A 22636-nucleotide genomic window follows, 5' to 3' on the forward strand; every position below is an offset into this window, starting at 1 on the left:
GACACCGGGTACGCGGTGTGCCGGCGGGGCGCGGCCTGCCGTCCGACCGGCGGGTCCGGCCCCTGCGGCGGCTAGGCCAGGTCGCGGCGGGCGGCGATCTTCTGCGAGAGGCCGAAGATCTCGATGAAGCCCTGCGCCTTGGACTGGTCGAAGGTGTCGCCCGAGTCGTAGGTGGCCAGGTTGAAGTCGTAGAGCGAGGAGCCGGACCTGCGGCCGGTGACGACGGCGCGGCCGCCGTGCATGGTCATCCGGATGTCGCCGGTGACGTGCTGGTTGGCCTCGTTGATGAAGCCGTCCAGGGCGCGCTTGAGCGGCGAGAACCACAGGCCGTCGTAGACCAGCTCGCCCCAGCGCTGCTCGACCTGCCGCTTGTAGCGGGCCAGCTCGCGCTCGACGGTGACGTTCTCCAGTTCCTGGTGCGCGGTGATCAGCGCGATCGCACCGGGGGCCTCGTAGACCTCGCGGGACTTGATGCCGACGAGGCGGTCCTCGACCATGTCGATCCGGCCGATGCCCTGGGCGCCCGCGCGCTGGTTGAGCTGCTGGATGGCCTCCAGCGGGGTGACGGGCGTGCCGTCCACGGCGACCGGGACGCCGGCCTCGAAGGAGATCACGACCTCGTCGGGCTCACGCGGGACGGACGGGTCCTTCGTGTACTCGTAGATGTCCTCGATCGGGGCGTTCCAGATGTCCTCCAGGAAGCCGGTCTCGATGGCGCGGCCGAAGGCGTTCTGGTCGATCGAGTACGGGGACTTCTTGGTGGTGGCGATCGGGAGGTCCTTCTCCTCGCAGAAGGCGATCGCCTTGTCGCGGGTCATGGCGTAGTCGCGGACGGGGGCGATGCACTTGAGGTCGGGGGCGAGGGCGACGATGCCGGCCTCGAAGCGGACCTGGTCGTTGCCCTTGCCCGTGCAGCCGTGCGCCACGGTGCTCGCGCCGTGCTTCTTGGCGGCGGCGACGAGGTGCTTGACGATGGTGGGCCGGGAGAGCGCGGAGACCAGCGGGTAGCGGTCCATGTACAGGGCGTTGGCCTTGATCGCCGGGAGGCAGTACTCTGCGGCGAATTCCTCCTTGGCGTCCGCGACCTCGGCCTCGACCGCCCCGCACGCGAGCGCGCGCTTGCGGATGACGTCCAGGTCCTCACCGCCCTGGCCGACGTCGACGGCGACGGCGATGACCTCGGCGCCCGTCTCCTCGGCGATCCAGCCGATGGCGACGGAGGTGTCAAGGCCGCCCGAATAGGCGAGTACGACGCGCTCGGTCACGGGATTCTCCTCACAGTGCATTCGCTGATATGCATGAGTATGCATAGCGCCGTATGTTTCGTCAATCCAGCAGACGGGTGCCTCGCCCCGGCCGGGGACACCGACGACGGCAACCCCTGCCAAGGGGCGCGGGGAACCGCGCAGACAGCCCACCCACCGCCGGCAAACCGACGACCGCACCCCCACCAAGGGGGCGCGGGGAACCGCGGAGAACGGCACACCGACCGGCGGCAAGCCGGGGACGACGCCCTGCGGGCCGCACCCGGCCCGCAGGCCACAGGGGGCCGGGGCGCGGCCCTCACTCGCCCCCCGTAAGCGCCTCCATCAGCACCCGAGCCTGACTGTGCGCAAGATCCTTCGTCGCGGTGAGCAGCGTCACCGGCCCCTCCGCAGCCATCTCCACCAGCCGCTCGAGCGCCTCCCGCCGCTCCGGCTCGGCCAGCTCCGCACGGTAACGCTCCGCGAACTCGCCGTACCGGTCGGGATCGTGCCCGTACCACTTCCGCAGCTCCCCGGACGGGGCCACGTCCTTCAGCCACGCGTCCAGCGGCACCTTGTCCTTGGCCAGGCCGCGCGGCCAGATCCGGTCCACGAGGACCCTGGCGCCGTCCGCGGGCTCCGCCGGATCGTAGACGCGGCGCATGCGGACCTGCGGCGGTCCGCTCCGGCCGCGCGAGCCGCCGTGTTCCCCGCTGCCGTGAGACGTGCCCCGCGCGCCCTGCCGCCCCGTCCGGCGCCGCCCCGTCTGCTGTCGTCCGCTGCTCGCCATAGCTCCATGGTCCCGCCGTGGTGCGGTCCCGCCAGTCGAGACGGCCCGCATAATCCCTGGGCAGCCGGAGCGCCGTACCGAATAATCGGTGACCATGGGAAAGACCTATGAACGCATCGACGGCAGACTCCGCTCGTTCATCGAGGCACAGCCCCTCTTCTTCACCGCGACCGCGCCGCTGTCCGGCGACGGCACGGTGAACCTCTCTCCCAAGGGCCTCACCGGCTCCTTCACCGTGCTCGACGAGCACACGGTGGCGTATCTGGACTTCGCGGGCAGCAACGCCGAGACGATCGCCCACCTGCGCGAGAACGGCCGGATCACGCTGATGTGGTGCGCCTTCCAGGGCCCGCCGAACATCGTGCGGGTGCACGGCCGCGGCGAGCCGGTGTTCCGGGACGACCCCCGGTTCAACGAGCTGCTCGGGCACTTCCCGGACATCGATCCCCACCGGCACGGGCTGCGCGCGATCATCGTCGTCACGGCCGAGCTGATCCGCGACACCTGCGGCTACGCCGTGCCGTACATGGCCTACGAGAGCGACCGGGATCTGCACGGCAAGCGGTTCGCGCGCGAGGACGACACGTCGCTCGACGCCTACTTCCAGAAGAAGGAGCACGTCGCCACCAGCCTGGACGGGCTCCCCGGGCTGCCGCTGCCCCTGCCGGAGTCCACCTTCTGAACCGGCGCCGCGGGCGCTCTCCCACATGACGAGACAGGGTTGCGTGCCCGGCCCGGGACGCGTTGCATCGCGGCCGTGCAGACGGACCCTGAAGAGACCGAAGACCGGGACGGCAGCGCGGGCCCGGCCGCAGCCCAGGCGCACGGCACCACCGCGGGCCCGGACCCCGCCGGCGCTCCGCCGCCGGACGCCGACCGCGCCGCGCGCCGCGCCGTCACCCTCTTCCCGGTGCTGGTGCTCGCCGCGGGCGCCGCGGGCATGGCGACGCCGGGAACCTTCACCGGGTGGGCCGAGGACGTGCCGTACCTGCTGGGTGTGGTGATGTTCTGTATGGGCCTGACCATGACCCCGCGGGACTTCAGGGGCGTGGCACGGCGGCCCTGGGCGGTGGGTCTTGGCCTGGTGGCGCACTATGTGATCATGCCGGGGCTCGGCTGGCTGATCGCCCATGCGCTGGGGCTGTCCCCGCAGCTGGCGGCCGGGGTGATCCTGGTGGGCTGCGCGCCGAGCGGCACCGCGTCCAACGTGGTGACCTACCTCGCGCGCGGCGACGTGGCCCTGTCGGTGTCGGTCGCCACGGTCTCCACCGTGCTCGCCCCGCTGATCACACCGCCGCTGACCCTGCTGCTCGCGGGCGAGTACCTGCCGGTGGACGCGTCCGCCATGGTCACGGACATCCTCAAGACGGTGCTGCTGCCGGTGCTGGGCGGTCTCGTCGTGCGCCTCGTCCTCGGCCGGTATCTGGACCGGCTGCTGGGCGCTCTGCCGTGGCTCTCCGCGCTGACGGTGTCGGCGATCGTGGCCGTGGTGGTGGCGGGCAGTTCGGCGGCAATCAAGTCGGCGGCGGCGCTGGTGCTGCTCGCGGTGGTGCTCCACAACGGGCTGGGCCTGGCCCTCGGCTACGGCGCGGGGCGGCTGGCGCGACTGGGCATGCCCGCGTCGCGTGCCATGGCCTTCGAGGTGGGGATGCAGAACTCCGGCCTCGCCGCCTCGCTCGCCACGGCCCACTTCAGCCCCCTCGCCGCCCTGCCCTCGGCCGTCTTCTCCGTGTGGCACAACGTCTCGGGTGCCGTGGTCGCGGCCTGGATGTCCCACCGGTCGCGGCGGGCGCAGCACGCCTGAACCGCGCTCACCCCCGGGCGCACGTCCCGGGCCCACGCCCAGGACCCGCGCCCGGGGCGCCCCGAGCGTACGGGGCCCCGGGCGTACGGGGGCGTGAGCCCCGGGGGACGTTCACGGGCCCGAGGGACGTCGGTGGCCGCCCGGGAGACGTTCAGCTGTCGTTCTGCGCCAGCCGCAGCAGATGGTCGGCCAGCGCCTGGCCACCGGTCGGCTGCCGGCTGATCAGGAGCACCGTGTCGTCCCCCGCGATGGTGCCCAGGATGTCGTGCAGCTCGGCCTGGTCGATCGCCGAGGCGAGGAACTGGGCCGCACCGGGCGGGGTGCGCAGGACCACGAGGTTGGCCGAGGCCTCCGCGGAGATCAACAGCTCGGTCGAGAGCCTGCGCATCCGCTCCTCCTTCGCCGACTCGCCCAGCGGCGCCCGGGGCGTGCGGAATCCTCCCTCGCTGGGCACCGCGTAGATGAGGTCGCCCTCGGTGTTGCGGATCTTCACGGCGTTGAGCTCGTCCAGGTCGCGGGAGAGCGTCGCCTGGGTGACGGAGAGTCCGTCGTCCGCGAGGAGCTTCGCCAACTGGCTCTGCGAGCGCACCGGCTCACGGTTGAGGATGTCCACGATGCGGCGGTGGCGGGCGGTGCGGGTCTGCGGCACGGCAGGCCCGCCGTGCTCGGGTCCGTGGTCCTGCGCCTGGCTCATCGTCGTCTCAGTCTCCGGATCATTCTCGGGCCGGCCCTTCCCCCTGCTGGTACACCTGGTACGCCTTGTCCAGAACGCCGGGCAGCGCCTGGAGGAAGGCGTCCACCTCCTCGTCGCGCAGGGTCAGCGGCGGCATGAGCCGTACGACGTCGGGGGCGGGCGCGTTGACCAGGAGGCCGGCGTCCTGAGCCGCCTGCTGCACCTGGGGCGCAACAGGTTCGGTGAGCACGATACCCAGCAGCAGGCCGGCGCCCCTGACATGGCTGACCAGTGGGTGGCGCCCGGTGCCGTCCGGGCCGCCGTGCCGCTCGATGCCGTCCCGCAGCCGCTCCCCCGCCCGCTTGACGTTCTCCAGCAGCCCGTCGGCGGCGATGGTGTCGAGGACGGCGAGCCCGGCCGCGCAGGCGACGGGGTTGCCGCCGAAGGTGGTGCCGTGGTGGCCGGGCTCCAGCAGGCCGGCGGCGGCGCCGAAGGCGACGGTGGCCCCGATGGGCAGGCCACCGCCGAGGCCCTTGGCGAGAGTGACGATGTCGGGGTCGACGCCGTCGTGCGCCTGGTACTCGAACCAGTGGCCGGTGCGTCCGATGCCGGTCTGCACCTCGTCGAGCGCGAGGAGGGTGCCGGTGGCCCGGGTGATCTCGCGGGCCGCGCGCAGGTAGCCCGCGGGCGGCACGATCACGCCGTTCTCGCCCTGGATCGGTTCGATGAGGACGAGCGCGGTGTCCTCGGTGACGGCGGCCCGCAGCGCCTCCACGTCGCCGTACGGGACATGGGTGACGGCGCCCGGCAGCGGCAGGAAGGGCTGCTGCTTGCCCGGCTGGCCGGTGAGGGCGAGGGCGCCCATGGTGCGGCCGTGGAAGCCGCCGACGGCGGCGACCATGTGGGTGCGGCCGGTCAGCCGTCCGATCTTGAAGGCGCCCTCGTTGGCCTCCGCGCCGGAGTTGCAGAAGTACACGCGCCCGTCCCGGCCGAAGAGCTGGATCAGCCGCTCGGCGAGCGCGACCGGCGGCTCGGCGACGAAGAGGTTGGAGACGTGGCCGAGGGACGCGATCTGGCGGCTGACGGCGTCGACGACCGCGGGGTGCGCGTGGCCCAGCGCGTTCACCGCGATGCCACCCACGTAGTCGAGGTAGCAGGTGCCCTCGGCGTCCCAGAGCCGGACGCCCTCGCCGCGCACGAGCGGTATGCGGGGGGTGCCGTAGTTGTTCATGAGCGCGCCCTGCCAGCGGCGGACGAGGGCGGCGTTGCCGCCGGCCGGCCCGTCGGCGGTGTGCACGGTGTCCCGCGCTTCCGTGGCGGGCGCTTGCCTGGTGCCGGTCGTGGGTGTTCCCGTGGCGGGGGTTCCCGTGGCGGGTGTTCCCGTGGCGGGTGTTCCCGTGATGCCGGTCATGCGGTCCCCTTCTGCGGTGCGTGCGTGGTGTCGGGGTCGTCCGGCACGACCATCGTGCCGATGCCTTCGTCGGTGAAGATCTCCAGCAGGATCGAGTGCTGGACGCGGCCGTCGATGACGCGGGCCGTGGTGACGCCGTTGCGCACCGCGTGCAGGCAGCCCTCCATCTTCGGGACCATGCCGCTGGCCAGCTCGGGCAGCAGCTTCTCCAGCTCGGTCGCGGTGAGCCTGCTGATCACGTCGTCGCTGTTCGGCCAGTCCTCGTAGAGGCCCTCCACGTCGGTGAGGACCATCAGCGTCTCCGCCTTCAGCGCCGCGGCGAGCGCGGCGGCCGCGGTGTCGGCGTTGACGTTGTAGACGTGGCCGTCGTCGGCGGAGCGTGCGATGGAGGACACCACCGGGATCCGGCCGTCCGCGAGCAGCGCCTCGATGGCGCCGGTGTCGATCTCGGTGATCTCGCCGACCCGGCCTATGTCGACCAGTTCGCCGTCGATCCTGGGCAGGTGCTTGGTGGCGGTGAGGGTGTGGGCGTCCTCGCCGGTGAGGCCGACGGCGAGCGGGCCGTGCCGGTTGAGCAGGCCGACGAGTTCGCGCTGCACCTGCCCGGCGAGCACCATGCGGACCACGTCCATGGCCTCTGGTGTGGTGACCCTGAGCCCCGCCTTGAACTCGGAGACCAGGCCGTGCCGGTCGAGCTGGGCGCTGATCTGCGGCCCGCCGCCGTGCACCACGACGGGCTTGAGGCCGGCGCGCCGCAGGAAGGCGACGTCCTGTGCGAACGCGGCCTTCAGCGCCTCGTCCACCATGGCGTTGCCGCCGAACTTGATCACGATCGTCTTGCCGTGGTGCCTGGTCAGCCAGGGCAGGGCCTCGATGAGGATCTGCGCCTTGGGCAGTGCGGTGTGCTGGCGAGTGGTCATGCGGGCGGCACCTTCGGGCCGGGAGGGACGGGGGCACGGGCCGCTGTCGCTCGCGCGGGGGCGGGTGCCGCGGTCGGCCGGGCGGCCGGGCAGCGGCTGAGCGACTGGACGGCTGAGCGGTCAGGAGGAGTAGGCGCTGTTCTCGTGGACGTAGTCGGCGGTCAGGTCGTTGGTCCAGATGGTGGCGGTGGCGGGGCCCGCGGCGAGGTCGGCCGTGATGGTGACCTCCCGGAAGCGCATGTCGACGCGGTCGCGGTCCTCGCCCACGGAGCCGTCGCGGCAGACCCAGACGCCGTTGATGGCGACGTTCAGCCGGTCGGGCTCGAAGACGGCGGAGGTGGTGCCGATGGCGGAGAGCACCCGGCCCCAGTTCGGGTCCTCGCCGTGGACGGCGCACTTCAGGAGGTTGTTCCGAGCGATGGAGCGGCCCACCTGCACGGCGTCCTCCTCGCTGGCCGCCCCCACGACGTCGATCCTGATGTCCTTGCTCGCGCCCTCGGCGTCCCTGATGAGCTGCCGCCCGAGGTCGTCGCAGACCGTCCGCACCGCCTCGGTGAACTCGTCGTGCCCCGGGACGACGCCGGAGGCGCCCGAGGCGAGCAGCAGCACGGTGTCGTTGGTCGACATGCAGCCGTCGGAGTCGATCCGGTCGAAGGTGGTGCGGGTGGCCGCGCGGAGCGCCTTGTCGAGCGCTTCGGGCGCCACATCGGCGTCGGTGGTGAGGACGACGAGCATGGTGGCGAGGCCCGGGGCGAGCATGCCGGCGCCCTTGGCCATGCCGCCCACCGTCCAGCCCCCGTCGCCCTGCACGACCGCGGTCTTGTGCACGGTGTCGGTGGTCATGATGGCGAGGGCGGCCTTCTCGCCGCCGTGCTCGGACAGCTCGCCGGCGGCCAGGGTCACGCCGGGCAGCAGCTTGTCCATCGGCAGCCGGACACCGATCAGGCCGGTCGAGGCGACGGCGATCTCCGCCGCGCTGTGCCCTTCGAGCACCTCGGCGGCGCGCTCGGCGGTGGCATGGGTGTCCTGGAAGCCCTCCGGTCCGGTGCAGGCGTTGGCGCCACCCGAGTTGAGCACCACCGCGGACACCTGTCCGCCCGCGAGCACCTGCTCGGACCAGAGCACCGGGGCGGCCTTCACACGGTTGGACGTGAAGACGCCCGCGGCGGCGAGGCGGGGGCCGGTGTTGACGACCAGGGCCAGGTCGAGCCCGCCGCTCTCCTTGATCCCTGCGGCGACGCCCGTGGCCTTGAAGCCCTTGGCGGCTGTGACACTCACTGTGTCTCCTCGTTCGGTTCTCCGCCCGCGTCGCACCGGGGCGCGGCTCCCGTCGCCGCCCGGGGGCCGGCGGCGGTGCCCGCTCCCTTGGCCGCCGGGAGGTGGCCCCGGCTCACGGGGCGATTCCTGCGGTGGTCAGTCCGGTGTCCTCGGGGAGGCCGAGGGCGATGTTCATGCTCTGGATCGCGCCGCCCGCGGTGCCCTTGGTGAGGTTGTCGATGGCGCTGACCGCGATGACGCGGCCCGCGGTCTCGTCCAGCGCGACCTGGATCTGCGCGGCGTTCGAGCCGTACACGGAGGCGGTGGCGGGCCAACTGCCCGCGGGCAGCAGCCGGGCGAACGGCTCGTCCGCCAGCGCCTTCTCATAGGCGGCCCGTACCGCCTGCGCACGCACGCCGTCCTTGGCGCGGGCCGAGCAGGTGGCGAGGATGCCGCGGGGCATCGGGACGAGCGTCGGGGTGAACGAGACCGTGACGGGCTCACCCGCCACCGCGCTGAGGCTCTGGCTCATCTCGGGGGTGTGCCGGTGCACCCCGCCCACGCCGTACGGGGAGACGGAGCCCATCACCTCGCTGCCCAGCAGGTGCGGCTTGGGCGACTTCCCGGCGCCGGAGGTGCCGCTCGCGGCGACGACCACGGCGTCCGGCTCGACCAGGCCGGCCAGGTACGCGGGGAACAGTGCCAGGGCGACCGCCGTCGGGTAGCAGCCGGGCACCGCGATGCGCCTGGCCCCCTCCAGCGCGGTGCGGCCGCCCGGTAGCTCCGGCAGCCCGTACGGCCAGGTCCCGGCGTGCTCCGAGCCGTAGAACCGCCGCCAGGCCGCCGGGTCCGCGAGCCGGAAGTCGGCTCCCATGTCGACGACGAGTACATCGGGGCCCAGTTGCTCGGCCACCGCGGCGGACTCGCCGTGCGGCAGCGCGAGGAAGACGACGTCGTGCCCGGCGAGGGCCTCGGCGCCGGTGGGCTCGAGCACCCGGTCGGCGAGCGGCAGCAGATGCGGCTGCACGCCGCCGAGCCGCTGCCCGGCGTTCGCGTGTGCCGTCAGCGCTCCGATCTCCACCCCGGGGTGCCCGAGGAGCAGCCGCAGCAACTCGCCACCCGCATACCCGCTCGCTCCTGCCACTGCCGCACGTATGGCCATGGGTTCCTCCTCCACAGCATGACTATACGCAGAGCGGCACACCTATGCAATGGCCGGCCGACTGCTCCTGTCCGGACTGCCGGGCAGCACCTGCCGGTCTTCGGCGGCCGGCGCCCTCGCCCTCCGGCGCGACCGGCCGGCCCCGCTCCCCAGCGCGACCGGCGGGCCCCGCTCGCCGGCAGCCGTGCCTTGCCCGTTCCCGCCCAGGCACGCCCTTGACTTCGAGAACGCTCGAATACGTAGCGTGCGCGCCATGAGTACTCGTCAGCACAAGATCGGATCGGGTTTCGGAGCGGACAGCACGGCGGAGGAGGTGCTGCGCGGGATCGATCTCTCCGGGAAGCTGGCGGTCGTCACCGGTGGCTACTCGGGGATCGGCCTGGAGACGACGCGGGCGCTGGCCGGTGCGGGTGCCCGGGTGGTGGTGCCCGCGCGGCGGCCCGCGACCGCGGCGGAGGCGCTGAGCGGCGTGGCCGGCGTGGAGGTCGACGAGCTGGACCTCGCCGACCTCGGCAGCGTGCGCGGGTTCGCCGAGCGCTTCCTCGCCTCCGGCCGCCGCATCGACATCATGATCAACAACGCCGGGGTGATGGCCTGCCCGGAGACCCGGGTGGGCCCGGGCTGGGAGGCGCAGTTCGCCACCAACCACCTCGGCCACTTCGCGCTCGTCAACCGGCTCCGCCCCGCCGTCGCACCGGGCGCCCGCGTGGTGGCGGTGTCGTCCGGCGGCCACCGGCGCTCCGCCATCCGCTGGGACGACATCCACTTCACGTCCGGCTACGACAAGTGGGCGGCCTACGGCCAGGCGAAGACCGCGAACGTACTGTTCGCGGTGCACCTGGACGCGCTCGCCCGGGACGCCGGGGTGCGTGCGTTCGCGCTGCACCCGGGCGGCATCCTCACCCCCTTGCAGCGCCACCTCGCCAAGGAGGAGATGGTCGCCTTCGGCTGGATCGACGAGGACGGCAACCCCGTGAACGACTCCTTCAAGACGCCCCAGCAGGGTGCGGCGACCCAGGTCTGGGCGGCGACCTCACCCCAGCTGGCCGGCAAGGGCGGCGTGTACTGCGAGGACTGCGACATCGCCGAGCCAGCGGGCAGCGGTGACTCCGCGGGCGGCGTACGCGACTACGCCGTCGACCCCGAGCAGGCGGCGCGCCTGTGGGCGCTGTCGGCACGGCTCACGGGCGTGGACGCGTTCGGGGACGGGACGGCCTGAACGCGGTGGCCCGCCGGTGCCGGCGGGCCACTCCCGCCATCCCGTGCCCGCCGGCTGCTCCCGTCGCCCTGTCACCGCCGGCTCTTTCCACCGTCCCGTCGCCGCCGCCCGTTCCCGTCATCCCGCCGCCCGTTCCCGTCGTCCCGCCGCCCGTTCCCGTCGTCCCGCCGCCCGTTCCCGTCGTCCCGTGCCCGCTTGCTCTCCCCGCCATCCTGTCTCCGCCGACGGCTCCCGCCCTCCCTGCCCGGGACGCCTTCTCCCCCGTCCCGACCGGGCGGACCCGGCGCGGTGTGAGGGCCGCGAAGGCGAGTGCGGCCAGGAGTTGGCAACCGGCCGCCGTCAGCAGGGCGGTAGCCAGCGACCGGGCGGCGAGGGGCCCCGCGAGGCCCGCTCCGCAGGCATACGCGGTGATCTTCAGGCTGGCGCCGGTGGTGAAGACCTGGCCGCGCAACCGCTCGGGCGCCTCCCGGTGGCGTACCGCGAACAGCGCCGTGAGCTGCGGCCCCTCGGCGACGCCGGTCAGCAGCATCGCGAGCACGAGCAGCACGGGGCCGCCGGCGGCCGCCAGGCCGAAGGCCGCGGCGAGTACGAGCGTGCTGCCGAGGACGAGGGCGTCGGGACGGGCGGCGAGCCGGGGGCGGCGGAAGACGACCGCGTTCGCGGCGAGCGCGGCAACCGCCACCCCGGTCAGCAGCAGCGTCCCGTACTCCGGCCGCCCGAACGCCGCCGCCCCGAGTACCGGACAGGAGGCGACCAGCATGCCCTCGCCGAGGCAGGAGAGCACAGAGGCGACGGTCGCCCGGGCCAGCCGGCGCAACCCGAACAGGGCACCGAAGCCGGCGGCGAGGTCGGCGGCGGCCGCCCTCGCGTGCCCCGGCCCGGCAACCGCCGACGGGGGGCGCGCCGGCCCGGCACGGTGACGGGCCGGCGGCAACGCGACGGCGGACGGCACGGCGATGCAGACCAGCGCACCGGAGACGGCCACCGCCGCAGGCGCGCCGAGCAGCACCGCGACGCCCCCGGCGCAGGCGGGTCCCGCCAGCCCCGCGGCGGTGAACGTCATCGCGTCGAGCGCGGTCGCCCCTGGCAACCGCTCGGGTGGGACGGCGCGCGGGAGCTGGGAGGTCCAGCCACCGGACAGCGCGGGTCCTGGCAGCCCTACGAGGACCGCGAGCAGCAGCAGCCAGCCGTCCGGCAACCGCCCGAGGCCGGCCAGGAGCACCACCAGTCCGGCCGCATGGCAGCCGAGTGCCAAGGCGAGCAGGTGCCCAGGCCGCGCCGCCCTGTCGAGCAGGACGCCGAGGACGGGGCCGCCGACCGCCGCCGCGATCATGATGCCGGCGATGAGGGCAGGCCCCAGGGCGGGCGAGCCGGTCACCGCGGGCCCGGCGAGCAGCAACGAGGGCCCCGCCATCTCGTCCCCCGTACGTGCGGCCACCGCCCCGGCGAGGAAGCGGCCCAGCCCGTAACGCTTCTCCATAGATAAGACGTTACGGAGGTAACGAAAAACCCAGCAAGATGCGTTACAGTCGCCGATGTGCCGCCCGCAGAAGACGACTGGTTCACCCGGCACTCCGTGCTGAGCACCGCACGGCGCACCGCCGCGTTGCTGAACGCCCTCTCCGGCGAGCCCCCTCGGGCCGAGGAGATCGTGGATGTGCTGCGGGCGCACGGCGAGCGCGGCCCCCTGGAGCTGACCGGCGCCGACGTCGCCGCGATGCGCACGGCGGCCCTGCGGCTGCGCGCGGTGTTCGCCGCCGAGGACGCCGACAGGGCGGCGGCCGCCCTCAACGCCCTGCTGGCGGAGAGCACCGGCACTCTCCGCCTCACCTCGCACGGCGGCAGCTCGCCCTGGCATCCACACCTGGACAGCGATGACGACGCGCCCTGGGGCGAGTGGTTCCTCGCCTCGTCCTGCCTGGCGCTGACGGTGCTGGTCTGGGACCGGCAGCGGCCCCCGGGCGGTGTCTGCGCCTCGCCGAGGTGCCGGAACGTCTTCCTCAGGCTGGGCAGCGGTCCGGAGCGCCGCTACTGCTCACGGCGCTGCGCCACCCGGGAACGGGTCGCGGCCCACCGGCGCGCCCGCGCGTGACCCGGTCCGGCACAGATCGGCACCGATCGGCCCCTGACGCGGCCCGTGTCGGCCCACGACGCGGTGGGGGTGCCCTCCGGCCCAGTCGTGGCACCGCTCAGCCGGCCTGGTGCATCACGCCACGGGCGTTCTCGCCGTCCATGATCACATGGCCGCGGGCACGACGCTGGCCGAAGTGGCCCAACTCCCCTTGCACAGCCCGACGGACCCGGTGAACCGGTGCCCGGGGTCAGCCACGAACTGGGGGCCCTGGCGCCGGCGCGTCCCTCGCGCATCCCTATGTCCTGTCCGTCGGCGTGGGCGCGGGCGCGTCGTTCCGTGGAGAGCCGGTGGGGGCGCTCCTATGAGCCGCTGTCGCTGCCGGGCCTGTGGCGCGGTCCCCCTCCTCGCTGCACGGCCCGTTCCCGCCAGGGGCACAGCTCCTCGGGCCGGTGGCGCCAGAGGCAGCCCCTTCGGGCCGGTGGCGACCCGGCGGTCTCGTCGGGGCCGGTCGCGCAGCTCCCCGCACCCTCCAGGCACTACCGCGCCCACAGCGGGCCTCCGTGCCGCGGTGGACCCCGCACGGGTGTGGGGCCGGTGGCCCGTCGGGGGTGGGACGGCCTACCGTTCAGCCATGGCTGCTGGGACACCGAGGAGCGGGAGACGATGACCGGGACGGGCGGCTCGCGGTCGCATTCGGCGCAGGCATCCGGGCCTGACGCGGTATCCGGGCCCCTGCCGGTCTCCGACGTGCTCGGTTACCTCGCCGGCGCCTGGCACGTCGAACGCACCGTGCGGGATGCGTCGAGCGGCGCCGAGGGCACCTTCACCGGCACCACGGTGTTCGCGCCGCTCGACGCGGAGGGCACGGGCGGTGGCCGCGGTGAAGGGGCGGCCGCGGGTGCCGCGGGACTGCTGAGCCTGGAGTCCGGCACGTTCAGCTGGCAGGGCGCGGCTCGCCCCGCCGAGCGCGTGCTGCGCTTCCTGCCGGGCGCCCGGCCCGGCACCGCCCGTGTCGAGTTCGCCGACGGCCGCCCCTTCCACGACCTCGACCTGGGCTCCGGCCACCATGTCGCCCACCACCCGTGTGCGGCGGACCACTACCGGGGCGAGTTCACGGTCCTCGGCCCCGACCGGTGGCGCACCGTCTGGCGGGTCGTGGGACCGGCGAAGGACCAGCTCCTCGTCACCGAGTACACGCGCCGTACCGGGGAGCCGGGCCGAGACCACTGACGCGCGCCGGAACCACCGCAGTTGCGCGCAGGGCCCCGTGCAGAGCCCCGCACGGGCCCCATCGCCCGTCGCATGCGGGGGATTTGTCCGTGAATAGCACGGGATGATGCATTGCTCTTTTCGTATGCCCTCCGGGCGTCGGCGCCGGAACCGGGACGCGGCCCGCACGAAGATCTCGTCCGACGACGTCGCACCGGTCCGCGCCGGCCCCCTGCCGCCCTGCCGCGGACGGCGACACGACGGAAGGAATCTCAATGATGAAGTCAAGCCGCTTGCGTGACCGGCGGGGCGGAGGTGAACAGCCTTTGGTCACGCAGCATGGCCCACAGCACGTCGACTCGACGTCGGGCGAGCGCAAGCAATGCTTGGGTGTGGATCAACCCTTCGGATCGCTTCCGCAGGTAGTAGTCGCGAGATGGGCCGGGCCGCATCATGGCGGTCTGTGCGGCCAGGTAGAAGATGTGCCGCAGGCGCCGGTTGTAGCGTTTGGGCCGGTGGTAGTTGCCGGTGCGGCGGCCGGAGTCCCGGGCGACGGGGGCCAGGCCGGCGTGGGAGGCGAGGCGGCCAACGTCGCGATAGCCGGACAGGTCACTGACGATGGCGACGAACTCGGCTCCCAGGATCGGACCCATGCCGGGCATGGACTCGATGATCTCGGCACGGTCGTCGGCGCGGAAGGTCTCGCGGATCTCCCGGTCGTTGTCCTTGATCCGCTCGTCCAGGGACAGGAGCTGGTGAGCGAGGTCGCAGACGAGCTTGGCGGCCCGCTTCTCGCCGGGCAGGGCGATCTGCTGGGACTGGGCAGCCTCAACGGCCTTGGCCGCGACGGTGCCGGCACTGCGGACCTTGCGGCGTTCCAGCCAGGCCGTCAGCCGCTTGACGCCGATCCTTCGCAGGGCAGCGGGGGTTTGGTACTCGGTGAGCATGACGACCGGGCCGTTGGCCGCGGAGTAGTCGAAGGCCCGCTCCAGCGCCGGGCAGATGCCCACCAGCAGGTCACGGAGCCGGTTGATCAGCCGGACCCGGTCGGCGATCAGGTCAGCCCGGTAGTTCGTCAGGACCCGGAGCGTGGAGACCAGTTCCGGGGGCGTGTCCAGGACCGCGAAGCCCTTTGGGCGCATGCGGGCCTGATCGGCGATGACCCGTGCGTCCTTGGCGTCGGTTTTGCCCTCGCCCTGGTAAGCGCCGGACATCCGGTTGACCGTCCGGCCGGGAACGTAGACCACGTTCTGGTCGTGTGCGATCAGCAGGGCCAGCAGCAGCGTGGAGGCCCGGCCGGAGATGTCCACCGCCCACCGCACATCCTCGGCCCACTCGCGGGCGGTCTCGATGAGGGTCAGGATCTGGGCCTCATCGTTGATCACCTTTGTCGAGAACAGGGTCTCCCCGTCCAGGCCGAGCCCCACTGCCCAGTGGTGGCCCTTGCCGGCATCGATACCGACCCATATCCGCGTCTGCCGCGTGCTCAAGTCCGTTGCTCCATGTCCTTCTCGACCAGCACTCCGTGGCCCGAAGAACACCCCGCCGACAGGTCCCTAACCAGCGATGACCACAGTTCTCAATCAGTGGTCGGAGCGTCCCGGAGGACCGGGCGGCCATTCCTTTCGAGCCATCAACGGCAACACCTCATCAGCCACACCCGGTCCTCCCGGACCGCCAACCATTCTTAGGGACGACCTCATGCGTCTTCGCAGCACCCTGACCGCGGCCGTCGCCGCGCTGGGCCTCACCTTCGCGCTGCCCACCGCCGCGCACGCGGCCAGCGGCACCTTCGCGTACTCCTTCGAGAGCGGCACGGACCGGTACATCACCGGCCTGGTCGACCCGCCGAGCCGACGGTGCATCGACTTCCCGGTCACGGGGACGTCCTCCCCGCACTCTCCGCGCAACCTCACCGACTCGACGGCCACCGTCTTCACCGGCGCGGCCTGCACCGGCGCCGCCTACGTCCTGAGCCCCTACGACAGCTGGGGCTATCCGCTGGTGGGCGTCCGCTCGGTGCGGTTCTCCTGAGCCGCGCTCGGGAGAGCGCCGCGGACCCGGGGGACCGCCGGCCGCCCGGGTCGCGGGGCGGGTCAGCCCCGGATCTCGTCCCACGCCCGCCGCAGCCGCCGGACCCCCTCCGTGATCTCGGCCAGGTCCGCCACACCGGCGAAGCTCACCCGTACGTACGAGGCGGACGGCTCGGCGCAGAAGTAGACCCGGCCGGGTGCCACCGCCACCCCGGCCCGCAGGGCGGCGGCCACCCACGCCGACTCGTCCGCGCCGTCCGGCAGCCGCAGCCACAGGTGGTAGCCGCCGGCCGGGACGAACGGCAGCGCCAGCTCGGGCAGCCGGCGACCCAGCTCCGCGACCAGGGCGTCCCGGCGCACCCGCAGTTCACCGGCCACGGTCCGCAGGTGCCGCGCCCACGCGGGGGCCCCGACCAGCTCCAGGGCCGCCTCCTGGAGGGGGCCGGGGACGAAGAAGTTCTCCACCACCTGGATGGCCTTCAACCGGTCCAGCACCGGCCCGCGAGCGGCCACGGCACAGACCCGGAAGCTGGGCGAGGTGGCCTTGGTGAGGGAGCAGACGTGCACCACCACGCCGTCCGGGTCCTCGCTCACCAGCGGCCCGGGCAGCGGTCCGGCGTCCGAGTGGACCAGCCTGCGCACATAGTCGTCCTCCACGACGAAGGCGCCCGCCTCCCGTGCGATCCGCAGCACCTCGGCGCGCCGGTCCGCGGCGAGCACCGCCCCCGTGGGGTTCTGGAACAGCGGCTGGCATACCACCAGCCGGGCACCGGTCGCCCGGAAGGCGGCGGCGAGCAGCGGCGGACGGATCCCGTCGGCGTCCACGGGCACCGGCACCGGACGCAGTCCGGCGGCGCGGGCGACGGCGAGCATGCCGGGATAGGTGGGCGACTCCACCAGCACGGGCGCACCGGGCGGGGCCAGCGCCCGCAGCACGGTGGTCAGCGCGGACTGGCCGCCCGCGGCGATCAGGACGTCCGCGGCGGTGACCGCGCCGCCGATGCCCCGGGCGAACCACTCCCTGAGCCCGGTCAGACCTTCCAGGGGCGGCCGGTCCCAGGCCCCGGGGCGGCGCCCGGCCCGCGCCAGCGCCTCGGCCAGCGCCCGCTCGGGGCGCAGCGACCGGTGCAGATAGCCGTCGTTGAACGGGATCACGCCCGGCGGCGGGACGGCGAGGGTGGCGAGGAGGCCGGCGGCGTCGACCGTGCGCGGCACCACCTCGGGGCCCCCGTCCGCGCTGAGGGCAACCTCCTGCCAGGACGTGTCACCCACGGCGGGCGCGTCGGCCCGGGGCCCGGCGCGGAACGCTCCGGCACCCGGCCGGGTCACCACCAGCCCCTCCGCGGCGAGCTGCGCCAGCGCACGGGAGACGGTCACGGGGCTCACCCGGAAGCGTTCGACGAGCACACGGCTGGACGGGAGCTTTCCACCCGGCGAGTAGCGGTTCAGCTCAACACGCAAGGTGTCGGCCAACTCGTCCACACTGCTACGCTCTGACATGAGAGCTGAGGATAGCGCTACTGCGGAGACCCGGATAGCGGTCGGGCCCTCCGGCCCCCGCCCCGGCAGGGCCACATCGGGCACACCCCGGTCAGCGGAGGCAGCCGGTACCGCGGCCGCCCGAGGCCCGGCGGGCACACCAGGCCCGGCACACGCCCCACGGCCGGCCCACCCCGTGAGTCCCGGGGACACACCCGGCCGAGTGGACACATCCTGCCGTCCGGCGGGCGCCCCACACCCGCCGGCCGCCCACACGCCGGCCCACACGCCGGCCGCCGCGCGCCAGGCAGCCGCCACCGCCCCGCCGGACACCCCGCGCACGGCGGTCGCACCCGCCCCGGCCGACGCCTCGCTCCCGGCACACGCCCCCCGCACGAAACGCCCTCCCCACCCGGAACGCGCTCCCCGCCGGGCCCGGCTCGGCGCCCTGGAGGCCGCACTCGGGGTGGCCGCCTTCTCGCTCACCTTCCCGGCCACCGCCTGGGGCCTCACGGGCTTCGGCCCCTGGTCGCTGACGACGGTACGGACGCTGCTCGCGGGGGTGCTCGCCGGCGGCTGCCTGATCGCCCGGCGGGTGGCACCGCCGGAGCGGAGGCACTGGGCCTCCCTCGCGGTGGTCGCGGCCGGTGTGGTGCTCGGCTTCCCGACCCTGACGACGCTGGCTCTCCAGACGTCCAGCACGGCACATGCGGCGGTGGTCGTGGGCCTGCTGCCGCTGACGACGGCGGTGGGTTCCGCGCTGCGCACCGGTGCCCGTCCGTCCCGCCCGTTCTGGTGGGCCGCGCTGGCCGGGGCCGCCGCGGTGGTCGCCTACGCCGTGCAGCAGAGCGACGGCACGCTGAGCAGGGCGGACGTCTATCTCTTCGCCGCCCTGGTGGTCTGCGCCGCCGGCTACACCGAGGGCGGCCGCCTGGCCCGGATGATGCCGGGGTGGCAGGTCATCGGCTGGGCCCTGGTGCTGGTGCTGCCGGTCTCGCTGGCCGGTGCCTGCCTCGCGCTCACCCGCGAACCGGTGGCCTTGACGGCGCACAGCGTCGCCGGGGTGCTGTGGCTGGCGGCCGGGTCGCAGTTCCTGGGCCTGGTGGTGTGGTACCGGGGCATGGCCGCGATCGGCATCCCCAGGGCCAGCCAGCTCCAGCTCGGCCAGCCGCTGCTCACCCTCGTCTGGTCGGTGCTGCTGCTCGGCGAACGCTTGACGGTGTGGGCTCCGCTGACCGCGGTGGCGGTCCTGGTGTGCATCGCGGTGACCCAGCGCTCCCGTGGGTAGGAGAAACCACAGAAGGCCGGTGTCGCCGGCGGCGGTCAGGAGCGCACCGGCGCCGAGCCGGGTGGTCCCGGGTGCGGGCGTCGCGCCCATCTGCCGCCCACGGATCGCCGTCGGCCACGACCCGGTCGTAAACTGACAGCCGCGGACAGACCACGGAACGCTGGCCCCGGGAGAGGGCCCCGCCCCGGTCCGGGCGGCTCTCCACCGGGCGTGACGAGGAGGTCACTCCGATGCAGGCAACCAAGGGCGACCGGCTCCTGATGCACGGCAGGGTTGTCGGGCAGGAGGACAAGGTCGCGCAGATCGTCGAAGTTCTCGGCACCGACGGAAACCCCCCGTACCGGGTGCGGTTCGAGGACGGGCACGAGGCCGTGATGTCCCCGGGCCCCGACTCGGTCGTCCGGCCCGAGAAGCCGACGCGGTGACGCGCGGACCCACCTTCCGCCCCCGCACACCCGCCCCACCGTAGATTCATCGCCACGCACACCGCCGGCCGGGTCGGCACGTCCGACCCGGCCGGCGGGCGGTGTGCCCTTCCGGAGTACCGTGCAGCCCGAGGCGGGCACCCGCGGGCACGGCACGCGCGGCCGCCGGAGTCGAGGATCACGAAAGGGACGATGTGACGGACACCCTGACCGACATCACACGCGTCGGCGTGGTGGGCTGTGGCCAGATGGGGGCGGGCATCGCGGAGGTGTGCGCCCGCGCCGGCCTGCGGGTCATGGTCGCGGAGACCACCGGAGAGGCCCTGGAGATCGGCCGCACCCGGCTGTACAACTCGCTCTCCCGGGCCGCCGAGCGCGGCAAGATCAGCACGGCCGACGAGGAGGCCACCCGGGAGCGGCTGAGCTTCACCACCGACCTCGGCGAGTTCGCCGACCGTGATCTGGTCATCGAGGCCGTCGTCGAGAACGAGCAGGTCAAGACCGAGATCTTCCGGGTGCTCGACGCCGTGGTGACGCGGCGGGACGCCATCCTGGCATCCAACACCTCCTCCATCCCGCTGGTCAGGCTGGCCGTCGCCACCACCCGCCCGGACCATGTCATCGGCATCCACTTCTTCAACCCGGCCCCGGTGCAGAAGCTGGTGGAGCTGATCCCGGCGCTGACCACGGCCGAGGGCACCATCAGCCGGGCGCAGACACTCGCCGAGAAGGTGCTCGGCAAGCATGCGATCCGGGCCCAGGACCGCTCGGGTTTCGTCGTCAACGCCCTGCTCATCCCCTACCTGCTCGCCGCCGTCCGGATGTTCGAGTCGGGCATCGCCAGCCGGGAGGACATCGACGACGGCATGGTGCTCGGCTGCGCCCACCCCATGGGCCCGCTCCGGCTCTCCGACCTGATCGGCCTGGACACCGTCGTCTCGGTGGCCACCTCGATGTACGAGGAGTACAAGGAGCCCCTGTACGCCGCTCCCCCGCTGCTCCAGCGGATGGTCGACGCGGGCCGGCTCGGCCGGAAGAGCGGCTCGGGTTTCTACGACTACACCTGAGGTCACGGCGCCTCCCTCAGTCGGTCACGGGGTCTCCACCGCTGGTCACGGGCAGCTACCCCGGAACACATCACTCCGTGTAGTCGGTTTCGTGCCCGGCACTCCTGCGAGCGCCGGGCACGCCCCTTTCACACACCGTGTGCGCCGCTAACACACACCCACCCCCCGCACACGCTTTCGCCGCGCCCACCAGGGGGGATTGACTTTCCGTAGATACAAGGGGATGTGACACCTACGGAAAGGAGCGGATCTGTGACCCCCGACCCCGAGCATCCCGTGGTCCTGGAAGACATCGCAGAGTTACGCAGACAGCTGGATGTGGGCCTCGCCCGGATGGAAGGCCATCTGGCGTTGCTCACCCAGCGCGACGAGCAGAGTGCCAAGGAACAGGACGACCTGAACACTCGGGTGGCTGCTCTGGAGCACACCCGCTGGCCCCTGCCCGCCGTGGCCGCACTGGCGGCGGTGGGTACGGTGGTCGTGGCCGTCTGGCAGCTGCTGCGCCTCTAGGCCTCTGCTGACCCCGCGATCAGGAGGGATGCGGTACGGCGTCCTGCCCCACCCTGAGATGGTGCAACAGGAGCAGGGCCGCCGCCATGTTGGCGGCCGGGACCTCACCGCGGGCCACCATGCCGGGGACGAGTTCGAGGGGGACCCATTCACGGCGGTCCGATTCGAAATCGTCCACGGGATGGCCGGTGCGTACCCCGTCGTCGGCCCAGAAGATGTGGTGCCTGGCGTCGGAGAGCCCGTTGGAGGGCTCCACGGTCATCAGGTGCCGCAGGGGCCCCGGCCGCCAGCCGGTCTCCTCCTCCAGCTCACGCGCCGCCGCGTCGGCGACGTCCTCGCCGTCCTCGACGACCCCGGCGGGCAGCTCCCAGCCCCAGCTGTCGGTGATGAACCGGTGCCGCCACAGCAGCAGCACCTCGTTGGCGGCGTTGACGACGGTGGCGACGGCGACGGGCCGCAGCCGGATCAGGAAGTGGTCCAGGTGCTTCCCGTCGGGCAGTTCCACATCGGCGAGGTTGACGTCGAACCACCGGTTCGCATAGACGGTCTGTTCGCTCTGCTTTCTCCACTGCACGGTTCTGCCACCTTCCGGTCGGATAGATGGCTATATCGCAGCAGGGGTGTGCTCAGAGTGGTACGCGCAGTGCGCCGTCGATGAGTTCGGCGGCCTCCGCCGTGCCCGCCCCGCCCGTGCGGACGAGGTGTTCGCGCACCGCTCGCAGGCGGTCGCGCAACCGCTGCGATTCCATGCCCCGCGCCTGCTCGGCCATCTGCACCGCGGTCGCCACCGCTTGATCGGCATTGCCCTGGCGCAGCTCGATCTGGCTGAGGATGGCGAGCCGGTGCACCCGGCCGCGGTCGTGCGCCGGGGTGCCGACCGCGGCCGCGGCGTGCTCCTGGGCTCCCGCCAGGTCACCGAGGCTGAGCAGGGCCTCCGCCACCTGGACGTTCACCAGGCCCGGCTGGACGTAACCCGTCTCGTCCGGCTCGTGGCCGCGCCGGATGCGGTCGGCGGCGGTCTCCGCGCGCCGGATGCAGGACAGCGCGCTGCTGCCGTCGCCGAGGTGCGCATACGCCTTGGCCTGCATCGCGTACAGGTCGGAGGCCAGGGCGGGGGTGATGTGCTTGCCGGCGGCGCGCAGCGCGGCCTCGGCGAAGGCGACCGCCTGCCGGTACTCGCGCATGAACAGCGACTGGTTGACCAGCAGCGCGATCACATACGCGCCGAGGCCGCGGTCCCCGCTGGCCTTGGCGAGGCGCAGCGCCTGGTGGAAGTAGCGCTGGGCGAGGCCGTGGGCGTCGGAGTCGTAGGCGCAGATCCCCGCGATCGCGACCAGGCCGCCGGTGGCGCGGTGCAGTTGGCGCCCGGTGGGGTCCGGGTAGCTGCCGCGCAGCAGCGGCGTGGCCTCGGCGTTGAGGAAGCCGACGATGCGGGTGCGGGTGGCCACCCCGCCGGCCTTGCGGTACATCTGCTCGTAGTGCGTGCGCGCGGCGCGCAGCACCTCGATGTCGGACATGCTCACCCTGCGCCGGCCGCCGCGGGAGACGTCGACGTCCTCCGGTGGGTTCTCCCACTCCCAGACCGGCATCACGGCCGGGGTGCCGGTGACGGCGGGGGCGCCGAGGATGTGCTGGCGCTGCTGCTCGTCGGAGCGCCACAGGGCGGTGGCCCGCTCGACGAACCCGGAGAGCGAGGTGGCGCCCGACGGGGCCGGCCTGCCCGGCACGCCGAGGCCTATGTCGTCGAGCGTGACGGGCCGGTGCAGCCGGGCGGCGAGCACCTCGCAGATCAGGTCGGGCACCTGTCCGCGCGGCCGCTGGCCCTTCAACCAGCGGGCGACCGCGGTGTGTTCGTATCTGAGCGCGAGACCGCGGGCCTTGCCGGCCTGATTGACGTGGGCGGCGAGGCCCGCATGCGAGATGCCCGCTTCGTCGAGGATCGCGTCGAGCAGGGTGTTGGGCTGCATCGGGCCCTCCGGAGGCGCGCAGCGGACAGGACGGCGTGGGGGGCGAGCGGGCGGTGGCTGCTCGCGCAGCGGGTGGCTGCTTGCGCAGCCGCACTTACCGCAGG

General features: G+C 73.3%; 22 protein-coding genes. 10 read left to right on the forward strand and 12 right to left on the reverse strand.

Features of this window, described 5'->3' with window-relative positions:
* Window positions 1-71: 71 nt before the first annotated feature.
* Both ACSMXW_RS03480 and ACSMXW_RS03485 read right to left on the reverse strand, forming a co-directional pair.
* Complete coding sequence (locus tag ACSMXW_RS03480; protein WP_485803951.1) at window positions 72-1265, reverse strand: argininosuccinate synthase; 1194 nt, start codon at window positions 1263-1265, stop codon at window positions 72-74.
* Between the two features lie 298 nt (window positions 1266-1563).
* Window positions 1564-1908 carry a DUF488 domain-containing protein gene (locus ACSMXW_RS03485; RefSeq protein WP_485807765.1) on the reverse strand — a complete coding sequence of 115 codons (345 nt, stop codon included), beginning with the start codon at window positions 1906-1908 and terminating at the stop codon, window positions 1564-1566.
* 220 nt (window positions 1909-2128) lie between these two features.
* On the opposite strand from ACSMXW_RS03485, the gene ACSMXW_RS03490 reads away from it, so the two are divergent.
* Together ACSMXW_RS03490 and ACSMXW_RS03495 are read left to right on the forward strand one after the other, a co-directional pair.
* Window positions 2129-2716 carry a pyridoxamine 5'-phosphate oxidase family protein gene (locus tag ACSMXW_RS03490; RefSeq protein ID WP_485803952.1) on the forward strand — a complete coding sequence of 196 codons (588 nt, stop codon included), beginning with the start codon at window positions 2129-2131 and terminating at the stop codon, window positions 2714-2716.
* Between the two features lie 75 nt (window positions 2717-2791).
* Window positions 2792-3838: a bile acid:sodium symporter family protein gene (locus tag ACSMXW_RS03495; RefSeq protein WP_485803954.1), complete on the forward strand. Its 1047-nt coding sequence runs from the start codon at window positions 2792-2794 to the stop codon at window positions 3836-3838.
* Between the two features lie 151 nt (window positions 3839-3989).
* Here ACSMXW_RS03495 and ACSMXW_RS03500 read toward each other — a convergent pair whose 3' ends face one another.
* The 5 genes from ACSMXW_RS03500 to argC all read right to left on the reverse strand — a co-directional run bounded on the left by ACSMXW_RS03500 (window position 3990) and on the right by argC (window position 9261).
* A complete protein-coding gene (locus ACSMXW_RS03500; RefSeq protein WP_485803956.1) occupies window positions 3990-4532 on the reverse strand; it encodes an arginine repressor in 543 nt (180 codons plus the stop codon).
* Between the two features lie 19 nt (window positions 4533-4551).
* Window positions 4552-5742, reverse strand: coding sequence for an acetylornithine transaminase (locus ACSMXW_RS03505; RefSeq protein ID WP_485807767.1), 1191 nt, complete (start codon window positions 5740-5742; stop codon window positions 4552-4554).
* A gap of 176 nt (window positions 5743-5918) precedes the next feature.
* Complete coding sequence (argB, locus tag ACSMXW_RS03510; RefSeq protein WP_485803958.1) at window positions 5919-6842, reverse strand: acetylglutamate kinase; 924 nt, start codon at window positions 6840-6842, stop codon at window positions 5919-5921.
* A gap of 120 nt (window positions 6843-6962) precedes the next feature.
* Window positions 6963-8120 (reverse strand): bifunctional glutamate N-acetyltransferase/amino-acid acetyltransferase ArgJ, encoded by a 1158-nt coding sequence (gene argJ, locus ACSMXW_RS03515; RefSeq protein WP_485803959.1) that lies wholly within the window; start codon window positions 8118-8120, stop codon window positions 6963-6965.
* 112 nt (window positions 8121-8232) lie between these two features.
* Complete coding sequence (gene argC, locus ACSMXW_RS03520) at window positions 8233-9261, reverse strand: N-acetyl-gamma-glutamyl-phosphate reductase (RefSeq protein ID WP_485803960.1); 1029 nt, start codon at window positions 9259-9261, stop codon at window positions 8233-8235.
* A 253-nt stretch (window positions 9262-9514) separates the two neighbouring features.
* On the opposite strand from argC, the gene ACSMXW_RS03525 reads away from it, so the two are divergent.
* Window positions 9515-10480, forward strand: a complete 966-nt coding sequence (locus ACSMXW_RS03525) for an SDR family NAD(P)-dependent oxidoreductase (protein ID WP_485803961.1) — start codon at window positions 9515-9517, stop codon at window positions 10478-10480.
* Here the strand turns inward: ACSMXW_RS03525 and ACSMXW_RS03530 are convergent.
* A complete protein-coding gene (locus ACSMXW_RS03530; protein ID WP_485803962.1) occupies window positions 10443-11960 on the reverse strand; it encodes an MFS transporter in 1518 nt (505 codons plus the stop codon). The genes ACSMXW_RS03525 and ACSMXW_RS03530 overlap by 38 nt on opposite strands.
* Window positions 11961-12017: 57 nt before the next feature.
* Here ACSMXW_RS03530 and ACSMXW_RS03535 point away from each other — a divergent pair, with 57 nt between their 5' ends.
* Together ACSMXW_RS03535 and ACSMXW_RS03540 are read left to right on the forward strand one after the other, a co-directional pair.
* Window positions 12018-12572 (forward strand): CGNR zinc finger domain-containing protein, encoded by a 555-nt coding sequence (locus ACSMXW_RS03535; RefSeq protein WP_485803964.1) that lies wholly within the window; start codon window positions 12018-12020, stop codon window positions 12570-12572.
* Window positions 12573-13217: 645 nt separating this feature from the next.
* Window positions 13218-13784 (forward strand): DUF6314 family protein, encoded by a 567-nt coding sequence (locus tag ACSMXW_RS03540; RefSeq protein WP_485803966.1) that lies wholly within the window; start codon window positions 13218-13220, stop codon window positions 13782-13784.
* Between the two features lie 263 nt (window positions 13785-14047).
* On the opposite strand, the gene ACSMXW_RS03545 is transcribed toward ACSMXW_RS03540, so the two are convergent.
* Window positions 14048-15253, reverse strand: coding sequence for an IS110 family RNA-guided transposase (locus ACSMXW_RS03545; protein WP_485803968.1), 1206 nt, complete (start codon window positions 15251-15253; stop codon window positions 14048-14050).
* A 211-nt stretch (window positions 15254-15464) separates the two neighbouring features.
* Between ACSMXW_RS03545 and ACSMXW_RS03550 the strand changes: the two genes are divergently transcribed.
* A complete protein-coding gene (locus ACSMXW_RS03550; RefSeq protein WP_485803969.1) occupies window positions 15465-15797 on the forward strand; it encodes a hypothetical protein in 333 nt (110 codons plus the stop codon).
* A gap of 62 nt (window positions 15798-15859) precedes the next feature.
* Here the strand turns inward: ACSMXW_RS03550 and ACSMXW_RS03555 are convergent, their stop codons facing one another.
* Entirely contained in the window at window positions 15860-17296 is a 1437-nt protein-coding gene (locus ACSMXW_RS03555; RefSeq protein WP_485803970.1) for an aminotransferase-like domain-containing protein, read from the reverse strand.
* A gap of 427 nt (window positions 17297-17723) precedes the next feature.
* Here ACSMXW_RS03555 and ACSMXW_RS03560 point away from each other — a divergent pair, with 427 nt between their 5' ends.
* From ACSMXW_RS03560 to ACSMXW_RS03575, 4 genes are all read left to right on the forward strand, one after another.
* Window positions 17724-18563, forward strand: a complete 840-nt coding sequence (locus tag ACSMXW_RS03560) for a DMT family transporter (protein WP_485807769.1) — start codon at window positions 17724-17726, stop codon at window positions 18561-18563.
* 230 nt (window positions 18564-18793) lie between these two features.
* Window positions 18794-18988 (forward strand): DUF1918 domain-containing protein, encoded by a 195-nt coding sequence (locus ACSMXW_RS03565; protein ID WP_485803971.1) that lies wholly within the window; start codon window positions 18794-18796, stop codon window positions 18986-18988.
* A gap of 206 nt (window positions 18989-19194) precedes the next feature.
* Window positions 19195-20055 carry a 3-hydroxybutyryl-CoA dehydrogenase gene (locus ACSMXW_RS03570; RefSeq protein ID WP_485807771.1) on the forward strand — a complete coding sequence of 287 codons (861 nt, stop codon included), beginning with the start codon at window positions 19195-19197 and terminating at the stop codon, window positions 20053-20055.
* A gap of 252 nt (window positions 20056-20307) precedes the next feature.
* A complete protein-coding gene (locus tag ACSMXW_RS03575) occupies window positions 20308-20565 on the forward strand; it encodes a hypothetical protein (protein WP_485803972.1) in 258 nt (85 codons plus the stop codon).
* A 19-nt stretch (window positions 20566-20584) separates the two neighbouring features.
* Here the strand turns inward: ACSMXW_RS03575 and ACSMXW_RS03580 are convergent, their stop codons facing one another.
* Both ACSMXW_RS03580 and ACSMXW_RS03585 read right to left on the reverse strand, forming a co-directional pair.
* A complete protein-coding gene (locus ACSMXW_RS03580) occupies window positions 20585-21139 on the reverse strand; it encodes an NUDIX hydrolase (RefSeq protein ID WP_485803973.1) in 555 nt (184 codons plus the stop codon).
* A 52-nt stretch (window positions 21140-21191) separates the two neighbouring features.
* Window positions 21192-22532, reverse strand: a complete 1341-nt coding sequence (locus ACSMXW_RS03585) for an NsdA family TPR-like regulatory protein (RefSeq protein WP_485803974.1) — start codon at window positions 22530-22532, stop codon at window positions 21192-21194.
* Between the last annotated feature and the right edge of the window lie 104 nt (window positions 22533-22636).

Source organism: Streptomyces sp. DSM 116793, assembly GCF_057320905.1.

What these genes read in the sequence shown, in the direction of transcription:
- ACSMXW_RS03500 (WP_485803956.1), bottom strand. Translation starts at nt 4,532, where the DNA reads ATGAGCCAGGCGCAGGACCACGGACCCGAGCACGGCGGGCCTGCCGTG.
- ACSMXW_RS03565 (WP_485803971.1), top strand. Translation starts at nt 18,794, where the DNA reads ATGCAGGCAACCAAGGGCGACCGGCTCCTGATGCACGGCAGGGTTGTC.
- ACSMXW_RS03485 (WP_485807765.1), bottom strand. Translation starts at nt 1,908, where the DNA reads ATGCGCCGCGTCTACGATCCGGCGGAGCCCGCGGACGGCGCCAGGGTC.
- ACSMXW_RS03550 (WP_485803969.1), top strand. Translation starts at nt 15,465, where the DNA reads ATGCGTCTTCGCAGCACCCTGACCGCGGCCGTCGCCGCGCTGGGCCTC.
- ACSMXW_RS03585 (WP_485803974.1), bottom strand. Translation starts at nt 22,532, where the DNA reads ATGCAGCCCAACACCCTGCTCGACGCGATCCTCGACGAAGCGGGCATC.
- ACSMXW_RS03540 (WP_485803966.1), top strand. Translation starts at nt 13,218, where the DNA reads ATGACCGGGACGGGCGGCTCGCGGTCGCATTCGGCGCAGGCATCCGGG.
- ACSMXW_RS03555 (WP_485803970.1), bottom strand. Translation starts at nt 17,296, where the DNA reads ATGTCAGAGCGTAGCAGTGTGGACGAGTTGGCCGACACCTTGCGTGTT.
- ACSMXW_RS03525 (WP_485803961.1), top strand. Translation starts at nt 9,515, where the DNA reads ATGAGTACTCGTCAGCACAAGATCGGATCGGGTTTCGGAGCGGACAGC.
- argB (WP_485803958.1), bottom strand. Translation starts at nt 6,842, where the DNA reads ATGACCACTCGCCAGCACACCGCACTGCCCAAGGCGCAGATCCTCATC.
- ACSMXW_RS03530 (WP_485803962.1), bottom strand. Translation starts at nt 11,960, where the DNA reads ATGGAGAAGCGTTACGGGCTGGGCCGCTTCCTCGCCGGGGCGGTGGCC.
- ACSMXW_RS03490 (WP_485803952.1), top strand. Translation starts at nt 2,129, where the DNA reads ATGGGAAAGACCTATGAACGCATCGACGGCAGACTCCGCTCGTTCATC.
- argC (WP_485803960.1), bottom strand. Translation starts at nt 9,261, where the DNA reads ATGGCCATACGTGCGGCAGTGGCAGGAGCGAGCGGGTATGCGGGTGGC.
- ACSMXW_RS03505 (WP_485807767.1), bottom strand. Translation starts at nt 5,742, where the DNA reads ATGAACAACTACGGCACCCCCCGCATACCGCTCGTGCGCGGCGAGGGC.